17 protein-coding genes are annotated in these 18,000 nt (G+C 67.8%); 3 read left to right on the forward strand and 14 right to left on the reverse strand.

The genetic code is table 11. The features are described from left to right. Positions 1-140: 140 nt before the first annotated feature. Positions 141-890 carry a hypothetical protein gene (locus JOF44_RS01195; RefSeq protein WP_209886355.1) on the reverse strand — a complete coding sequence of 250 codons (750 nt, stop codon included), beginning with the start codon at positions 888-890 and terminating at the stop codon, positions 141-143. A gap of 75 nt (positions 891-965) precedes the next feature. Beyond that, positions 966-3,707 (reverse strand): class I SAM-dependent DNA methyltransferase, encoded by a 2,742-nt coding sequence (locus JOF44_RS01200; RefSeq protein WP_209886358.1) that lies wholly within the window; start codon positions 3,705-3,707, stop codon positions 966-968. 6 nt (positions 3,708-3,713) lie between these two features. Between JOF44_RS01200 and JOF44_RS01205 the strand changes: the two genes are divergently transcribed. Continuing rightward, entirely contained in the window at positions 3,714-4,061 is a 348-nt protein-coding gene (locus JOF44_RS01205) for a hypothetical protein (protein WP_209886361.1), read from the forward strand. A gap of 49 nt (positions 4,062-4,110) precedes the next feature. On the opposite strand, the gene JOF44_RS01210 is transcribed toward JOF44_RS01205, so the two are convergent. Further along, positions 4,111-5,088, reverse strand: coding sequence for a hypothetical protein (locus JOF44_RS01210; protein ID WP_209886363.1), 978 nt, complete (start codon positions 5,086-5,088; stop codon positions 4,111-4,113). 13 nt (positions 5,089-5,101) lie between these two features. Between JOF44_RS01210 and JOF44_RS01215 the strand changes: the two genes are divergently transcribed. Beyond that, complete coding sequence (locus JOF44_RS01215; protein WP_209886366.1) at positions 5,102-5,437, forward strand: endonuclease/exonuclease/phosphatase family protein; 336 nt, start codon at positions 5,102-5,104, stop codon at positions 5,435-5,437. Positions 5,438-5,518: 81 nt separating this feature from the next. Here JOF44_RS01215 and JOF44_RS01220 read toward each other — a convergent pair whose 3' ends face one another. From JOF44_RS01220 to JOF44_RS01270, 11 genes are all read right to left on the reverse strand, one after another. Next, the gene (locus JOF44_RS01220) at positions 5,519-6,511 is read right to left on the reverse strand and encodes a glycoside hydrolase family 130 protein (RefSeq protein ID WP_209886368.1); all 993 of its coding nucleotides are present in this window, start codon (positions 6,509-6,511) and stop codon (positions 5,519-5,521) included. A gap of 145 nt (positions 6,512-6,656) precedes the next feature. After that, a complete protein-coding gene (locus tag JOF44_RS01225) occupies positions 6,657-7,493 on the reverse strand; it encodes a carbohydrate ABC transporter permease (RefSeq protein WP_209886371.1) in 837 nt (278 codons plus the stop codon). A 1-nt stretch (position 7,494) separates the two neighbouring features. Then, positions 7,495-8,418 (reverse strand): carbohydrate ABC transporter permease, encoded by a 924-nt coding sequence (locus tag JOF44_RS01230; protein WP_209886374.1) that lies wholly within the window; start codon positions 8,416-8,418, stop codon positions 7,495-7,497. Further along, positions 8,415-9,722: an extracellular solute-binding protein gene (locus JOF44_RS01235; protein ID WP_209886378.1), complete on the reverse strand. Its 1,308-nt coding sequence runs from the start codon at positions 9,720-9,722 to the stop codon at positions 8,415-8,417. Before JOF44_RS01235 ends, JOF44_RS01230 begins: the two co-directional genes overlap by 4 nt. A 47-nt stretch (positions 9,723-9,769) precedes the next feature. Further along, complete coding sequence (locus JOF44_RS01240; RefSeq protein ID WP_209886381.1) at positions 9,770-10,804, reverse strand: LacI family DNA-binding transcriptional regulator; 1,035 nt, start codon at positions 10,802-10,804, stop codon at positions 9,770-9,772. A 205-nt stretch (positions 10,805-11,009) separates the two neighbouring features. Continuing rightward, positions 11,010-11,552, reverse strand: coding sequence for a hypothetical protein (locus tag JOF44_RS01245; RefSeq protein WP_209886383.1), 543 nt, complete (start codon positions 11,550-11,552; stop codon positions 11,010-11,012). A 91-nt stretch (positions 11,553-11,643) separates the two neighbouring features. Continuing rightward, on the reverse strand, positions 11,644-12,399 hold the full coding sequence (locus JOF44_RS01250; protein WP_209886386.1) for a metal-dependent hydrolase: 756 nt from the start codon (positions 12,397-12,399) through the stop codon (positions 11,644-11,646). A gap of 77 nt (positions 12,400-12,476) precedes the next feature. Further along, a complete protein-coding gene (locus JOF44_RS01255) occupies positions 12,477-12,863 on the reverse strand; it encodes an RNA polymerase-binding protein RbpA (RefSeq protein WP_209886389.1) in 387 nt (128 codons plus the stop codon). Continuing rightward, positions 12,863-13,354, reverse strand: coding sequence for a hypothetical protein (locus JOF44_RS01260; RefSeq protein ID WP_209886392.1), 492 nt, complete (start codon positions 13,352-13,354; stop codon positions 12,863-12,865). Before JOF44_RS01260 ends, JOF44_RS01255 begins: the two co-directional genes overlap by 1 nt. Before the next feature lie 167 nt (positions 13,355-13,521). Then, positions 13,522-15,249, reverse strand: coding sequence for a hypothetical protein (locus tag JOF44_RS01265; protein ID WP_209886394.1), 1,728 nt, complete (start codon positions 15,247-15,249; stop codon positions 13,522-13,524). Beyond that, on the reverse strand, positions 15,246-16,157 hold the full coding sequence (locus JOF44_RS01270; protein ID WP_209886397.1) for a hypothetical protein: 912 nt from the start codon (positions 16,155-16,157) through the stop codon (positions 15,246-15,248). The genes JOF44_RS01265 and JOF44_RS01270 overlap by 4 nt, the downstream gene beginning before the upstream one ends. Positions 16,158-16,622: 465 nt before the next feature. On the opposite strand from JOF44_RS01270, the gene JOF44_RS01275 reads away from it, so the two are divergent. Continuing rightward, a complete protein-coding gene (locus JOF44_RS01275; protein WP_209886266.1) occupies positions 16,623-17,909 on the forward strand; it encodes an ISL3 family transposase in 1,287 nt (428 codons plus the stop codon). Positions 17,910-18,000 lie beyond the last annotated feature (91 nt).

The raw sequence follows: 18,000 nt of genomic DNA on the forward strand, positions 1-18,000 counted from the left end.
AGCGTCAGACCTCCTCACCGCTCACGGCGACGCCGCCTTTCTTGCGACCAAGCGGCAACTGCTCCGGGCAATCCTGAATGCCCGCACGCAGGTCTTCGACGTCTACTGGACGGAAATGGTTGTCGGCGCCAGGCTGCGAATCAGAGTTTCAGGAGATCTATGATCGTGCCCCGAGACCTGCGATCGACTTCCTCGTGAAGCTCACGGATGAAGGCTGTCCACCATAGCACCTCGTTCTTCAACAGCTTGCCCTCGGTGCGGGCGGTGTGAACCGCTTCACCGCGAAGGTTAATGAGGAGGCTGAGGCAACGATCGACGTTCACGGTCGCGTTCTTGGTGACGCCTACGCTGGCAGGCAAGCCTTTCAGCTTGCCAAGTTCCGTTTCCGGCGCGACAGACAAGTGAGACGGCAACGCATCGCCGATACCAGCAAGCTCGAACAGTGCCCGCACGTTCTTATAGCTGGCGGTGTTGATGCCGTAGCCCGCCCCCTCGCCACCTTTGGCGGCCGTGTTGACCTCCTTGGTCCAGAGGCCTCGCCACCCTGGATGTACAGCAAGTTGCCACGCATCCTTGCCCGACAGGACATCCGCCACGTGAGTCGGAATGGAGTCAGTGGGGAGCGAGGAGGCCAGGACTTCAACGAGTTCGATCGCGACATCCTCGGCGTAGGACTCCCACACGGCGTACGTGAAGGTGACGGCGGAGAGGTAGAGGTACTTCTGCTCGTTGGTCGGCCTGCCGCGCCCGTCGCTCGCGAAACTCATGAGTCCGCGGGGGACCTCCAGGGCCTTCTCGGCGCTGAGCGCAGCGGCGGTCCATTCAGTCTTAAGCCTGGCGGCGTCTCGATTTCCGTCCTCGGGCCCTCGCGCGGTGTTATTTGTTGTCATGACCCTTCTCTCCTCGTCTGTGCCAATTATCTACGCCTTGCCTCTGTGCCGCGCAACAGGAATGCCGGCGGCCTATCACTGGGTCATCTCCGCGTAGCGTTCGAACAGGATCCGCTGGCGCTCCCACTCCGACTTGCACGTGCGCTTAGCACCGAATGCCTTGTCCACCGCGACGTCCAGGCTCCGGTGGGCCTTCAGCAGCGCAGTGTCCATCGCCAGCGGATCGTAGTGCTCTGCGAGCGACCGCTCCGGATGGAGAGCCCGTACCTCCAGAACTTCCTCGCCAGCGGCGATAATCTTCTGCCGTAGTGGCGGCTCCGGCGCCGGGAGGGGGAGCGTATTCCAGGTCAACGTGTTCGAGAATCGGATGTCTGACTTCAGACGACCGCCGACAGCTCGTTGCCAGGCCATGAACATAGACGAGGAGATGATGCCGAACAGCAACCCGTCGGGGTCGCCGGCTTTGAATGCCGCGTTGCTGGCAATCACATCGGGCTCGAAATAGGCACACGTCATGAAAAGGCGGTGCTCACTCACGACGCTGGGGATGCAGATGAAGCGCACGTCCGGCTGAGAGCGCTGCCCGAAGAGATGCGGGGTCGCAGCCATCCCTCGCGTGGAGGAGGCTGAGCTGGCGTTGCGGAACTCCCGTACCGCCTCGATGCGCTCCCTCAGCACGGGGGACTTCCGTACGTCTGCGGGATCGAGATCGGCCAGCCACAAGCACCAACGCTGCTGCCGGCGGACGAGCTCCCGCGCACCGACATACTGTCGCACGTACTTCGCGGCAATCGGATCGGCGACGACCTCACCGTATTCCTCGGCCTCGATGATGAGGTGCCCTCCGTCGCGCGGCATGTTTCCGAAGGTCGCATCTGGCAGTCCTGGCGACAGCGGAGCCCTGCGCTGTTCGACAAGAACATTCGGGCCATCGACGAGGTACCCGTTGACGGTGTGGGCGGCGATCTCGGACGCCTCGCCCTTGGGACTCGCATAAGCAAACAGGCGGGGCTTCGGCTTCGCCTCCCGATCAAAACCGATGATCACGCAATGCACGGCCGCGGCGCCAGGTGCTTCGCTGGTCCAGGCGAAGGTGCGGTGGGCGAAGCGGATGCGCCATCCCGCCTCGAAGATCGGGCCGAACAGCGCCGGCACGGGCTCGCCCTGAGCGATGGAGTTGGTCGAGACGAACGCGAATCGACCTGGGATCTCGCCGAAGAAGTCGAGTGCCTTGCGGTACCAGCCGGTGACGTAGTCGAGCCGGCCGATGTCCTTGCGCTGCCACACGTCGCGCAGCTCCTGCGCCTGCTCGTTGGTGCGGGTGGCGTGCCCGAGGAACGGCGGATTGCCCATGATGAAGGTGCCGGCATCAGGGGTGAGCACGTCGGTCCAGTCGGTGCGCAGGGCGTTGCCGACCACAATGCGAGCGGAATCCTGTAGGGGCAGCATCGGGACCGCGTAGCCGAGGGTGAGGTTCACGTCCTGGTTGGCCTGATGCTCGACCAGGAACATCGCCGTCCGCGCGATCGTAGCGGGCCACTCCTCGATCTCCATGCCGTAGAACTGCGTCAGCTTCACATGCACGCGCGACTCCGCGTCCAGCGACAGCTGGGTGCGGCGCGGGTCGAGCTCCTGGAGGCGCTCATGGATCCGTAGCTCCAGGGCGCGCAGCTCGCGGTAGGCGATGATCAGGAAGTTCCCGCAGCCGCAAGCCATGTCCGCGAACGTCAGCGACCCCAGGTGCTCGAGCAGCTTCTCGAGGTCGCGCTTCTTCGCGCGCGCCTTGACGAACCGCTCCTCGAGCTCGTCGAGGAACAGGGGACGGATGAGCTTCAGGATGTTGGTCTCGGTCGTGTAGTGCTCGCCGAGGCCGCGCCTGGCCTTCTTGTCCTTCACCGCCTGGAACAGGGACCCGAAGATCGCGGGGGAGATGCTGGACCAGTTGAAGTAGGCGGCCTGCAGCAGCAGCTGGCGGGAGTCGCGGTCGAAGTAGGGGATGTCCACCGCCTCGCCGAACACGGAGCCGTTGACGTACGGGAACGCCATCAGCAGGTCGTCGTCGCGGCCGTAGCGCTTGTCCTCGGGCTTGTTCAGCGCCTGGTACAGCGTGGCCAGCTGCGCGCCGAGGTCGGAGCCGTCCTCGCTGGTGCGCTCCTCGATGTAGCGGGAGAACAGGTCGCGTTCCCACAGGCCGGAGTCGTCGGCGTACAGGCAGAACAGGGTGCGGATCAGGAAGATCGATGCCTGGTGGTCGTCATACCCGGTCTTCTCGAGGTGCTCGTACAGGCCGGCCATGAGCTGGGCGGCTTTGATCGAGGCGTTCTCTTGCTCGGTGGAGCCGAACTTGGTACGCCGGTAGCCGGCCAGGAACATCAGGCCCTCGACGCGGGAGGGCAGCTGGTCGAGGTCGAACTCGATCACGGACTGCTCGCCGGGTTCGGCGGTGAGGTCGAGCAGCCGGAAGCGGCGGAAGTCGCTGGTGATGACGTGATCGGGGCGTTCGTTCTCGGTGAGCGACTCCATGTAGTCCAGCGCCTGCGCTTCGGCAGCAATGAGGTCTTCGCCGGCAGACTTCATCTCGACCAACGCCGTCCCGGAGATCAGCGCGTCGATGTAGCCGCGGCGCCCCGTCGTGGAGCGCTGCGCCCTCTTCTCGTAGACCGCAGCGGTGCGTCCGCTGACCCCGAACACCCCCAGGAGGCCGCGCACGAACTCCTGCGCCTCACCGCGCTCGTACCCCTCGGCGTCCCGCCACTCCGCGACGAAGGCGCCGGCGCGCGAGCGGATGTCGGACAGCACGAGGGGCTTGGAGCTCATGGCCACATGATCGCAGGCCTGCTGCGTCTGCGGATCCTGTTCGGGACCGGCACGGTGCGAGGCGACAGCGACATCAGCGCTACCGAAAACGGCAACCATGAGGAAGGACGCCCCGTGAACCACCACCCCTCGATCGACCCAGTATCCGACGCAGTGCTGCTCCACGACCTGGCACGAGAGGTCAACCGGCTTCGGCCGCGCATCGTCCTCGAACGCGAGTGGGCGATCGAGGAAGCCTGGCTGAAAGGGTCCTCGCACCGCAAGATCGCCCAAGCGCTGGGGGAGCGTCCCGTCTGGGTGCGGGAGCAGCTGTACATGTCCGGGCACGACCCAGCGATCCGGTGGCCGTACTGAGCTGCGGGGCCCGAGCCGAGAGACCGCTCCTGGCGTCGGGTCCGGTTGGTCAGCCGTCGGCGCCGGGGTCGGCGGGCCTGTCCAGCTTCGCGCGGGAGATGACGGTCTGGTCGACGCCCCGGAACCGGTCATGGTCCTTCACGGTGCCGGTCATGGAGACCTGGTCTCCGGCCTGCACCTGCTGGAGCGAGCCGGTCTTCCAGACGATCTCGTGGCCGTCAGCGTCGCGCATGGTGATGATCTGGAACGGCTCGTCACCGTACGGGTAGCCGTACCGGGGCCGGGTGGACTCGTACACGTTGGTGACGGCCACCGGCACCTCCCGCATCCGCGTCTTGACCGGTGCGGCGAACCCCTCGGCGGCCGACGCGGCCCGCTCCTGCTGAGCCTCCTGGTTCGCGACCTCGCGCTGCCGGCGACCGTAGACGGCGACGGCACTGACGACCACGCCCTGCATTTTGTCGGTGGCGAACCCGGCCTCGAGAGCTGTGATGAGGTTGCGGCCGTAGTCGGAGTCCGTGCCGATCGAGGCTCCGGCAGAGATGACGTCGTCCACGACCCCCGATTTGAGCACTTCGGCCAGCTGCTCGTGGGCCTGCTCGCGCTCTTCGCGCTCCTCCGGGGTCAGCCGGCGGGAGGTGACCGAGCTGAACAGGTACTCGCCCCGGTCCGCGGTGGAGGAGGCGCCCCATCCGGCGGCGCGCGACTTCGACACGTAGCGCTTGCCCATGTCGGTGGCGACCAGTGCCTTCGCGACCAGTCCCCGACTGTCGGTGACCTGGGTCGATCCCACGGGCGCGTGCTGGTCATCGTCCTGCAGGTCATCCATCCCCAGCCCCAGGGTCCACAGACCTTTGGGCTTGATGCCGAGGAATGCCCCCATGCAGGAGGCACCGACCTGCAGCGTGTCCCCGGTCTCAGGGTCGGTGACCAGGTAGGTGGTGTTGCGGTCGCGGAACTTTCCGCAGTGGTCACACCGTCCCGGCTCGGCCCATTTCGACCACGAGTCCGAGCAGGCACGGCTCAAGAGCGGCCAGGCGATGATCGACCTCTTCGACGGCGGGGAGCTCGACCAGCTCCCCACCATCGTCACCGGCGACTACAACTCACCCGCCCATGACTCCGGTGCCTACACGACCCTCGTCACGGACGGCCCCACCGTGGATTCCTGGGATACCGCGGCCGAGCAGCTCACCCCGGCCTGGGAGACCTGCCCCGGCTACGCAGAGGCGGTCGAGGGTGGCGACCGGATCGACTGGGTGCTGACCACGGAAGACATCACCACGCATCAGGCTGCGATCAACGACTACCGCGATCCCAGCGGTGCCTTCGCGTCCGATCACCTGCCGATGCAGGCGCTGCTCTCCCTGCCCTGAGAGTCCTCGTGCAGGCACGGCCCGCCGCCCCGCGGAACCGGGAAGGCGGGCCGTTTCGTGCAAAGGCCCTACCGGGCGAGCTCAGCCGTCGGCGCGCAGATCGGTCCCGTACCTCTCGGCCGGATCGGCAACCGCGACGGCGAGCGTGGTGTCGGACTGGCCGTAGTAGGCGAACCACTTCCCGCGGAACTTCACGAGCCCCTCCACGAAGGTCACGTTCGAGACCAGCCCGTGCCTGTCCTCGAAGGTCTGCGGCCGCAGCCAGGGCTCCTGGAGACGGGCGAGGACCGCCGTCGGGTTCGCGGGGTCGATGACGATCTGCCCGCAGCGGTAGTCCACCTCCCGCGTGCCGTCCTCCAGGTAGCGCCGGGTGGCGCCGTTGGTGAGCATCAGCAGGAGCCCGTTGTCGGTCAGCACCGGAGAGGTGCCGATCTCCACGAGCGCCTCGTCCCAGGTGCCCGGGGTGGGGGAGTACATCGGTTCCTCGTCGGTCGTGCCGGGGGTCCAGTGGATGAGGTCGTCGCTGGTCGCCCAATAGATCCCGCCCTCTCCGAAATACATCCACCACTTCCCGTCGATCTGCTGGGGGACGATCACGCCGGCCTTGGACCAGTTGAAGCCCCGCGGATCCATGGTCTTGAAGGTGTCGAAGTCCTCGAAGAGCGGGCCGTGCTTGGTCCAGGTGCGCAGATCCGGGGAGGTCGCCAGGCACAGCTGCGCGGAGCGTCGGTCCCAGCCCGTGTAGGTGAGGTAGTAGGTGCCCTCGATGTACGCGATGCGCGGGTCCTCGCAGCCGAAGCGCTCGTAGTCGTGCTCGGGCGAGAGGATCGGCGCGTCCTCCCGCTCGAAGTGGTACCCGTCGTCGCTGAACGCTATGCCGACGTGCGAGATGATGTCCTCCGCGTGGGCTCGGTACAGCAGCACCACCTGATCATCGACGACCAGCGCCGCCGGATTGTAGAGATTCGAGGACTCCCAGGAGTCGCCCTTGGGCCGCAGGATCGGGTTGTTGTCGTGGGGGGTGAAAGGGCCCAGCGGGAAGCGGGCGTCGCCGAAGAGGCTGGTGGTGGTCATGGAGATGTCCTTTGCTGTGGGGTCGGGGTGCAGTGCTGCGACGGCTCGGCGAGGCGGCGCCGATCGCGTCCGCTGCTGCGGCCGCTTCAGCTGCGGCCGTATCGGTCGTATCAGTGGCGTCAGATGCGTCGGTCGCGTCGGCCGATCACCCCTTCACTCCGGCGCCGATGTCGGAGGCCGTGAAGTACTTCTGGAACAGGCAGAACAGGATCACGACGGGCAGCGCGAGGGCGCAGGCCCCGGCGAGGATCGCGCCATTGGGGTTCGCGACGGTCTGGGCGATGTTGGCGATGTAGTTCGCCAGCGCCACCGCGAGGGGCTGCATCGAGGCGTCCTTCGTGATGAGGAAGGGCCAGAGGAACTCGTTCCACGGGCCGATGAAGGTGATCAGCACGACCGTCGCGATCGCCGGGCGCACCAGCGGGATCGCGATGGCCCACAGCACGCGCAGCTCGCTCGCCCCGTCGATCCTCGCCGCCTCGAACATCTCCTCGGGCAGGGCCAGGAAGAACTGCCGGAAGATGAACACCGCGGTGGTGTTGATGAAGAACGGCAGGATCATCCCGGCGTAGGTGTCTCCGAGCCCGTAGGAGCCTGCGACCTGTACGTACAGGGGGATCATGAGCAGCTGGAAGGGGACCATCTGCACGCCGAGCATGACCACGAACAGCACTCCGCGACCGCGCCAGTGCAGCCGGGACAGGGCGTAGCCGGCGCTGAGACCGAAGGTCAGGGTGCCCAGCAGAACCCCGGCGGTGAACACCACCGAGTTCAGCAGCGCACGCAGCAGCGGGAGCCGCTCGTTGATGCTGGCGAAGTTCTCCAGCGTCCAGCCCCCGGTGGGGAACATGCCCGCCGGGGTGGTGGTCGGGTTCTCCTGCAGGGCTCCGACGATCATGAAGTAGAAGGGGAAGATGAACACCAGCGCCGCGAGCGCGAGGATCACGTACAGCGCGATCCGGGTGGGAATGCGGGACCTCATGTCAGCTCTCCTTCGTCAGGCGGGTGGAGGCCAGGGACAGCACGCCGACGCCGATCACGAGCAGCACGCCGATCGCGGAGGCGACGTCCGGGTTCCCCTGCTGGATGCCCTTCTGGTAGATCATCAGCACCGGCGAGGTGGAGGCGCCATCAGGTCCGCCGCCGCTGGTCAGCAGGTACGGCTCGGTGAACAGGTTCGCGCCGGTGATGATCGAGAGGATCAGCACGAGCATCGTGGTGGCGCGCAGGCCCGGCACCGTGATGTGTCGGAAGCGCTGCAGGATCCCGGCCCCGTCGGTCGAGGCGGATTCGTACAGCTCCTTCGGCACGTTCTGGAGCGCGGCGAGGTACAGCAGGATGTAGAACCCCAGCTGCTTCCACGTCACGTACAGGGCGATCGACGGCATCGCGAGGGCGTCGTTGACCAGCCACGAAGGATCCGGGGCGAGCGGTCCGAGGATCGTGTTGACCAGACCGTCCTGCGAGAACAGCAGCATCCACACGCCGATCAGCGAGACGCTCGCCGTCACGTACGGCACGTAGAACGCCACGCGGAAAGCACCGGCCCAGCGGGTGACCGCGTTCAGGGCCGACGCGAACCCCATCGACAGGATGACCGTGAGTGGCACGTTGATCACGAGGAACACCGCGATGTTGCCGAAGGACTGCAGCACGCGGGGATCGGTGAGCGCGATGCGATAGTTCTCCAGCCCGACGAACGGGTGGTCCATGTCCATGCCGGGGGCGGTGAACACGTAGTCGAAGAACGAGATGTACACGGCGTAGGCCAGCGGATACGCCATCACGGCGGCGAGGAACACGATGTACGGCAGGGAGATCCCCAGACCGAGAGGCTGCTTCCCGAGCAGCCGACGCAGCGGGCTCGCCGGGGGTCGTAGGGGCGGGGCGGTATCGGGGGTGGTCATCGTGCTCCCTTCTGGACCAACGCATCGATCTGCTCGGCGGCATCGTGCAGGCCGTCCGTGACCGACTTCTTTTCGAAGATCGCGGAGGCGGAGAACTCGTCGCGGAACCGCTGCCAGATCTCGATGGCGCCGGACAGGTAGGGCACGTCGGCCACTCGATCGGCCTGATCGGCGAAGCTCGTGTAGTCGGGATGCTCGGCGAAGTAGTCCGGGTAGGTGGCGAGCAGGTCGGTGCGCAGAGGCATCTGACCGGAGAGCTCGAGCAGCTTGCCGTCCCACTCCTCGCTGGTGGCGAAGGAGAGGAACTCCCAGGCCGTGAGCCGATTCCGACTCGAGCTGAACATCGCGACGTTCTTGGAATCCGCGAAGGTGATGGTCTCCTCAGGGGCGATGCCGTCCGCACTGGGAACCGGCATGAATCCGTAGTCGAGCTGATCCTTGTAGGTGGCGATCGCCCACGGCCCTGCCAGCTGCATCGCGGTGGTGCCCATCGTCATCGCGTCGTCCGTGGACTCCTCCCGTGGAGCGAGCTCTTCCTCGTACATCGCGCGCCACAGCTCGGCGACCGCCAGGCCGTCGGGGGAGTCGAACGTGGTCGCGTCATCCTCTACGAGGAGCGTGCCGTGGGTCTGGGCGAGGTACATCGGGTAGAAGTCGAACCACGGCTGGTAGAAGTCGCTCGTGGGTGCGGGCCAGACGGCTGATGCCGAGGCACCTGAGCTGACGATCTGCCGTGAGCCCTCGAGGAAAGTCTCGAAGGTGTCCATTCCCGGGGACCCTGGATCGATCCCGGCGGCCGCGAAGATCTCCTTGTTGAACATGACCATCACCGGGTTGGACTTCCAGGGCAGCTGGTAATAACCGCCCTGGCCTCCGTCCTCGGCGTAGTCGCGGGCGCGCTGTCCGGTGCGGCTCTCGATGTGCTCCCGGCCGCCCTCGAACGTGGTCAGATCGACCAGGCCGCCGGCGCGCACCCAATCGGGCAGCGCTGCCGGGGACGCGTTGAAGACGAGATCTGCGGTGGTGCCGGCCACGATCGCGGCGGAGATAGCCTCCTCCGAGCTGGCTCCGGCAGGGACCTCCTGCAGCGTGACCTGCTCATCGGGATGCTCGGCGTTCCAGGCGGCGGTGACCGCCTCGCCCCAGGCGAGCTCCTGCTCGTTGTTGGAGACCCAGATCCGGATGGCGCCACGGGTTGTCGCCGCCTGCTCAGCGTCGACCGCGCTGCGTGAGCAGGCTCCTGCGGCGAGGGTCGGAGGAACTGCGAGTGCTGTGGCGCCGAGAGCGCGCCGGGTGAGAGTCATCGTCGATCTCCTCGGTGGTGGGGGTGGTCGTGGTGGTGGGCGGATCGTCAGGGTCGAGAGGGCGGAGCGATGCTGCCTCGGCGCACGACGACAGTGCCGTCGACGAGGACGGAGCGGCGTGCATCGCCGCCGAGCGCCGCCAGCAACGTGCGGGCCGCGACGGCGCCCCGCACATCGGCCCCGGTGGAGACGCTGGTCAGCCCGGGGGAGAGGTGCGCGGAGAGCTCACTGTCGTCGAAGCCCGTGACGGAGAGGTCCTCGGGGATGCGCAGCCCGGAGCTGCGCGCGTAGGAGAGGCCGGCGATCGCCATCACGTCGTTCGCGTAGACGATCGCCGTCGGCCGGTCGTCGCCGTCGAGCAGTGCAGCGGTCGCATCACGACCGGAGGCGGCCGTGAAGTCGCCCTCGACGATGCGGTCGGGAAGGAGGCCATGGCGGGTCATCGCGGCCGCGAAGGCGTCCCGGCGCGCTACGGCGTGGACGTAGCGCAGAGGCCCGGAGACGTGTGCGATGCGGGAGTGGCCGGCCTCGATGAGCAGCTCCACGAGCTCGCCGACGGCGGCGGCGTCCTCGGTGTAGACCACGGGAGTGCCGACGGGATCATTCTCGTGCGGCGGCTCCGCGCTGAGCATCACGGCGGTCAGTCCCAGCTCGCGGACGAGATTGGGGCGGCGGTCGCCCTGCTCCACATCGAGCAGGATCACTCCATCGACGCGTCCCGCGGCAAAGCGCTCGTAGGCCGCCGTCTCAGCGTCCTCATCAGCAACGACGTTGAGCATCAGACCCATCCCGGCCTCGGCGAGGACGGCCTCGCAGCCGGCGATGAAGCGTGGGAAGAAGGTGTCGGTGGCGATGATCTCCGGTCGCCGTGCAATGACGAGACCGATCGTGCTGGTGCGAGAGGTCGCAAGCGCCTGGGCGCTCGAACTCGCGGTCCACCGCAGCGTCTCCGCCGCTGCGAAGATACGGCGACGAGTCTCCTCCGCCACCGGGCGCTTGCCCGAGTAGGCGAGGGAGACGGTGCCCTTGGAAACACCGGCGGCGTGCGCGACGTCCCCGATGGTGGGTCGTGCACCGTGCATGGTCTTCCTCCTCCGGGCGGGGTGAGCGTGGTCGGATCAAGCCCGGCCGCGTCGAGCGCAGACTCCGCGGATGCGCGTTCTCCCGACGGCCGTTAGCAATGTGCAAACCGGTTTCGTGCGAGATAGTCAAACCGGTTCGCTGGTGTCTGTCAAGCCCCGTCGGCCAGGTGGTCCACGGCTTCGGGCCGACTCGGACGAACTGGGTTCAGAAGTCGTACTCGTCGACGGCATCGACCGGCTCGTTGGAGACTTCGGCAGGCTTACCGGACTGGTCGGTGTCGGTCTCCTTGGCCTTGGCCTTCTTGCCGCGTTTGGCCGGTGCGGGTCGCTCGTCCTCATCCTCGGGCTCGGGTCCGTCCTCCGGCTCCGGGCCGTCGTCGGGCTCATCGGCCTCGTCGGGGGTCTCGCCGAGGTCGCGACGAATCAACGCGATCACCGCATCCAGCCGCTCAGCCTGCTCCTCGATCTCTTCCCGCTGGACGACCAGGCGCTCCAGCCGCATCCGGGCGGCCTCGTCCTTTCCCTCGGCGGCGGTGGTGCCGGCGACGACGCGGGTGTTGCACGGGTAGGGCACGCGGACGCTCTCGGCGCTGTAGGACAGGTCCTCGCCGTCCCCGGCGGCTTGGTCCAGGGCCTCCAGTCGCAGGCGGGTGCATTCGGCGCAGGTGACGTCGACGTCGTAGCCGTTCTCATGGGCGAGGGCGTGGGGGCCGTGCAGCTTGCGGACGGACTCGATCAGGGAAGCCATGGGTTCCTTCTCCTCGTGCGGGTAGGGGGTTCGGCGGGGCAGTGGGCGAACCGGGCCCGCGGCAGGACGACACCGCCGCGGTGGTGGCGGGTCAGGGCAGGATGGTGATGGCGATCGCGACGGCGACGTACAGGGTCAACGCGCCGCACAGGACCCATTCGCGGGCGCTTCCGGCGTTGCCGAGGATCGGCACGGCGATGTCCCCGTCGGCGTGCCACAGCGCCGACTCGACCCGCTTGGAGGGCTTCAGCACGAGCGGCCAGGTGGGGAACGGGATGCCGTCGGTGGTGACGAGGTCGCCGAGCAGATGCACCAGCGCCCCCAGGCCGATCGCCACCGGCAGCCAGATCGACGTCTCCGGGGCGGCAACAGCGGTCAGCAGTCCGCAGCCGGTCCCGACGAGCCAGGGCGTCAGGCCGCCGCGGACGAGTTTCATCGCGCGCACGGCGATGGCGCACAGCACGGTCACCACGATCACCGCCCCGACCTGGACCTGACCGACCACGGGCGCATGCCAGCTCCAGTTCACACCGGTGGCCACGGCGCCGAGCAGGGTGAAGGCGACCACGGCCAGCAGAGTGTGGGTGGCGCCGCGGTGACCGGCGGCCGAGGAGACCGCGGACGTGGCCAGCTTCGAGACGGCGCCGGCGGAGCGGGCGATGGTCGCGGATGGGTGGTCGATGTCCGGCAACAGCGCCGCACCGGCCGCGACCACGGTCCCGGCCAGCACCTCCGGCCCGGTCAGGTCCAGCACCCCGGCGCCGAGGGCACGGTCGCCGATGCTGGCGGAGCCGGTCAGAGCCAGCCATGCCGCCGCCCCACTGATCGCGTGATGCCCGCCCATCATGTTGATCACCCTCCAGACGCCCGGGATCTCCGGCCTCGCCGTGGCAAGTGGGCGGAGACCCGCGCTGGTGGGACGAGTCAGCTGGGGGAAGGGCCGGCGTGGAGCTTGCCGGCGTGCAGCAGTGCCAGGCGTTTGTCGAGTAGCCGTTCGAGTTCGGCGTCGGTGCGGTGGTCGCGGACGTGCTCCCAGTGGGATTTGCGTGGCGGGGTCTTCGAGGCCACGGGCAGGCTGATCAGCTCGGCGGATTCGTCGGGTTCGACGGTGCATTCGGCGCCGGCGCGGCACCGGCGGCATGGCCACAGCTGCGGGATCGGTGCCTGTGCGTGCAGTCGTGCGGTGGTGGTCAGTTCGCACTGGCCGCACAGGTACTCGACGATCCGGGGTGCCAGTGGCACCACCCGGTCGGGGTTCTCGCTGGTCACCGCCCGGTGCGGCATCGTCCCGGTCAGCGTCGCGGCCGGCATCAGGACATCGCCAGATCGTCGTGCTCGAGCACCTCGATGATGCCCAGCCCCTGCAGTGAATCCAGCATGGCGACGTCGTCGATGGGGTCGACCCAGGCGACGTTGCCGATGGGCTGGTCCCGGTCGGTGTACGGGGCGAACAGCGACGTGACCAGCACCAGCGGCACCCGATGCTGCCAGCGCACCCCGGGGTGGGCGGTCTCCCGCTCGGCCAGCAGCGTCGTCCAGGTGTCCTCGTCTGTGGTCTCGTCGAGATCACCGGCGGCGACGGCGGCGGCCACGATCGATTCCTGCACGGCGGTGGCGATGATGATCGCGTGCTCCAACCGCATCAGGAACAACAGCTCCGGGTCCTGTTCGTCCAGGTACTGGGGTCCGATGACGGCGGCCAGCAGCTCGTCGTTGCGGTCGGCGGCCACCTCGCGGTCGCCGATGCGGATGGAGAAGGCTCCCTCGCCCGGCTCTGTCTGGTCCGTGTTGGGGATGCTCATGACGCTTCCTTGTCCGGTGGGTGGTAGGGCACTGCGACAAGTGGGCGGGGAAACCCGGATCGGACCAGACAGGCGGGGAGCAGTCGCCGAGAACCGCTCCCCGCCTGGCAGGAGTGCCCTACACCCTGCACCCCGGGAAAGTGGGCGGGGCCGGTCGACCGTGAAGGTCAGGTGGTGTTCTTCGCGGCCCGTGCCGCCGCCGCGGCACCGCGCAGCTCGGTCCCGTCTTCGGCGTAGACCCGGTCCGAGTCGGCCTTCGGAGTCCGGCGGCCGTTCCATGGGTCGTCGTCTGAGAGCTGTCCGGGCCCGTGGTCGAGGTCGTCCATGCCGGTGTGTTCGGCGATCTCGGCCCGGGTGGGCTCTGGCCGGGTGGTGCGCCGCAGGTCGGTGTTCTGCTCGAGGTGGGTCGTGAACTCGGCGGGGGTGGCGAAGTAGCCCTTGAACACCTGGGAGGGCTGACCCTCGGTCTCGGACACGCCGACGCCCTTGGACACCCCTGCGGTGGTGGCGACGTTGTCGGGCACCTCGGCGACGGCATCGGGGGCGGCGAAGGCGTTGGACCGCTGGTTGTCCGAGGCGTTCGGTCCCATCAGGAACCGGTTGCCGCAGGCGGCCTTCAGCGCGGTCGAGACCCCCGTTTTGGTGTTGCCCAGCTGAGTGGCCACGAACATGTGCACGCCGACGAACCGCATCTGAAGGGCGATCTTCTGGATGAACGTGGCGATCATGTCCTTGTAGCCGTTGGTGGTCTCGGCCTCGATCCGCATCGGATGGTCCTTCGGCAGCGCCTTGGGGACCCGCTCTTCGGTCATCAGCCCGGTGTACTCGTCGGCGATCAGCACCAGCGGCCGGAAGGACGGGTCGTCGGTGATCGACAGCCAGTTGTTGATCCCGCGCTTCTTGAGCACGGCGGCACGGCGCTTGCCCTCGGCGTAGACCATCGAGCAGGTCGCGACCATCGCCTCGTAGGACTCACACCCCCAACCGCCGTCGCGCACGTAGGGCTTGATCCACTCGAAGTCCACGCTCTTGTCGGGGGTATCGACGATGGCGAGCTCGGCACCAGCCTGAAGCATCCAGTAGGCGAACGCGTTGATGTTCACGCCCTTGCCGGACATCGGCAGGCCCTGCAGCAGTGTGTGCGAGGCGCTGGCCAGATCCAGGCGGTACTCCGGCCCGGTCTCCTCGCCGGGGCGGCCCAGGGCCAGGCCGATCGGGGCCCGGGCCCATGCCGTCTCGCCAGGGGAGGTGAAGGTGGGGATCTGGCGGTCGAACGGGTACGGGATCGTCGCGGCGAACGTGGGCGGCTCGGCGGGGATGATCTCGGCACGCAGGGACTTGGGGTCGATGTCGACGTACCAGCCGGGGGCGCCGACGACGTCCTCGGCGATCTCGGTGAGTTTCTCGTCGTGCTTGGAGGGGACGTAGCGGGTCGGGAGGTCGAGGACGAACCCACCGTCCGTGCGGGCCGCCGCCTGGACGAGCCACGGCTTGACCGACAAGACGTTGGCCACGGCCCCGCGGCAGCGGACCACGTCCGGGTCGAGCTGTTCGAGCACGGCGTTGTTCAGGTGCGGCTCGAAGCGGGTCATGGTGTAGCCGGGGTGCTGGTTCTCCAGCCTCGTCGCCTCCCTCTCGCCGTCGGAGGGCTTCGCGCCGGTGCGCAAGCTGGCGATCAGCCTCGTGGTGCCCTTCTCGGCGGCGACCTCGGTCACGGCCCGGGTGCGTTCGAGGGTGACCTGCTGGCTGTCGGGGTCGAATCCGACCACGCGGAACCCGGCGCCGGCGGCCTCGGAGATCTTCGATTCGACGGCGGTGACGTGGGCGTCGTTGTGCGGGTCGAACCCGGGGACCTTGTGGCGGGTGCGCTGGACCTGGGCGGGGGTGGCGTTCACGCGTTCTCCTTCGCGGTCTGGTCGGGCTCGAAGCTGGCGATCACCTCGTCCAGGACCGGGGCGTAGGTCAGCCACAGCCCTTGGGCGATCTCGCTCACCTGCGGGATGATCTCGGCGACCAGGCGGGTCCCGTCGGCGCCGGGACGGTCGGCCTGGCGGTGCAGATGGGCCAGGAGCGCGGAGACCTCGTCCTGGGAGGTGAAGCGGGTGCGGGCGACGGCCAGCAGGGAGCGCACCGCCCGGGCCGGGTCCGTGGTGCCCAGCGCTTCCAGCTCGCCGTCGGTGACCATCTGGCACAGCGCCACGGTGTCGACCGCCGACAGCGCCATGGAGGCCTTGTCGAAGCTCTCGACAAGTGCCAGGGCGGCGATGGAGGCCCAGTCCGAACCCTCCTGGCTCTCGGGGACGAACACGCCGGTGAGGTCGATGGCGTCGAGGTCGGCGTCATCGGCTCCGGCCCACCAGACGGCGATGCGGTCCTGGGTGGCTTCGTCGTCGGCGTCGAGGTCGTACAGCGCCAGCACGTCCAGCCATCCGCCGGTGTCGATGTCGTACAGCCCCGAGCCCCACATCTCGAACGCGATCCGCAGCGCCCAGGCATCGTCGGATTCGACCGTGGTGGCCTCCTCGCCGGTGTCGACCTCGAGGCGTTCGCGCAGCGGCTCGGGAAGCCACATGAACGGGTACCGCAGCGCGTCCGGCCGCACCCCGGCCGCGCCGCGCAGCGGTGCGCCGTCGAGGTAGCGCGGCAGCGGGAACGCCACCGCGGGGGAGGTGATGATCCGCTCGTCGGGCATGCCCAGCACGTCGCGGGCGAGGCCGATCCGCAGCACCTGCGGCACGGTCCGCTCAGGCAGGGTGGGGCTCTCTCCGGGCTGGAGCAGATAGCGGGCTCGTCGGGTGTGCATCAGGGGTCCTTCCGGATCGAGTGCTCGTACACCCACCCATATGCGAAGGATCCCTCAGCGCCGGTGCGTCCGGGGCTCGTCGGCCGATATCCAACATCGCACGACAGCCCGTTTGTGCAGGTCGGACTGGGTTTTTGGAGTCGAGCGCCAACAGAGCGCGCACAGTGCGCACCCCATGAACCTGCAGGTCACGAGGCAAAATCCAACATATCCAACATATATAACTATATCTCTTATGGAGATTGAGATGTGTGTGTGTAAGGGGGTATCTCCCAGATCCCCTATATGTATAGGGTTCCGCGGGGACATGTTGGATATGTTGGATTTCGTGCTCCGACCTGCAGGTTTACCGGCTCTTCCCGGTTCGTGGTGATGGGGAGCGTCGCGTCGTTGGCGTAGAACGGCTCGTGGTCCTGCTGTGATGGGTGTTGTCAAGACATCCACATTCCAGAGGACCACGAGCCTGTGCACGAGAATACTGGTTCGCAGCGGGATGCTGCGAGCACGATCTTCAACCTGCCCAACTACCGCGTCATCGATGCCGTCGACCTGCCCGATGGCAGCCGGCGGGTGGTGATCGCCTCGACCGTCCCGCCGGGCTGTCCGTCCTGCGGGGCGCTCGCGACGCAGGTCCACTCCCGCCGGATGCAGCAAGTCAGGGACGTTCCCGTCGCCGGGGCGACGGTGGTGGTGTGGGCCAAGCGGCGCTGGTTCTGTCTCGAGCCGGCCTGCGCCCGGGGCACGTTCGCTGAGGCCACCGAGCAGATCCCCCGATACGCCCGCTCGACCACCAGGCTGCGCGATCAAGTCGTCTCGGCCGTGATCACCTCCGGCCGGGCAGCTTCCGAGGTCGCCCGGGCCCACGGCGTCTCGTGGTGGCTGGTCCAGGCCGCCCTCAGCGCCGCTGCCGTGGTCCTGACCGACGTCGAGAAGACGTGCGTGACCCGGCTGGGCATCGATGAGCACCGCTACCGGTCAGTGCGCTGGTTCCGCACCGATCAGGGCTCCTGGAGGCGGTTCGAGCCGTGGATGACGACACTGGTCGACCTGGCCACCGGGCAGGTCCTGGGCATCGTCGACGGCCGCGACAGCGCCACCGTCGGGGACTGGCTCGCCCAGCGCTCCGAGGCCTGGCGGGAGCGGATCGAGATCGTCGCGATCGACCCCTCGGCCGCGTTCCGCAAAGCACTACGGACCTACCTGCCCCGCGCCGCGGTCTCGGTCGACAAGTTCCACCTCGTAAAGCTCGGCAACGACATGGTCACCACCATCAGGCAGCGCCTGGCCCGCACCCACCGCGGTCGCCGGGGCCGCAAGGACGACCCGGCCTGGGCCCACCGGATGCTGCTGCTACGCGGCGGCGACACCCTCACCCCGCGAGCCTGGGAGCGGCTCGAGGACGTGTTCCGCACCGATGACCCCACCGACGAGCTCTCCGCCGCCTGGGGCATCAAGGAGCAACTCCGCCGCCTGCTGGCCACCGACACCCTCGCCCAGGCCTGGGACGAACGGATGCGGATGGGCTACTTCGCCCAGATCGCGAACATGCCCGAGGCGACAAAGCTCTACGACACCGTCGTGGCCTGGTGGGACGCGATCGAGGTCCTCATCGTCACCGGCGCGACCACCGCCCGCGTCGAGGCCGCGAACACCGGCATCAAGAACATCAAACGCACCGGCCGCGGATTCCGCAACGCGGAGAACTACCGGATGCGTATCCTGCTGACCAGCGCCGCGAGAACCGTAGCGTGAACACCCTCCACAGCAGGGTCATTCACCACGAACCGCGAAGAGCCATTTATCCTGACCAGCCGATCCCAGATCAGCCAGAGCCAGACTCACA

The organism is Brachybacterium fresconis, from assembly GCF_017876515.1.
Classification (GTDB): domain Bacteria; phylum Actinomycetota; class Actinomycetes; order Actinomycetales; family Dermabacteraceae; genus Brachybacterium; species Brachybacterium fresconis.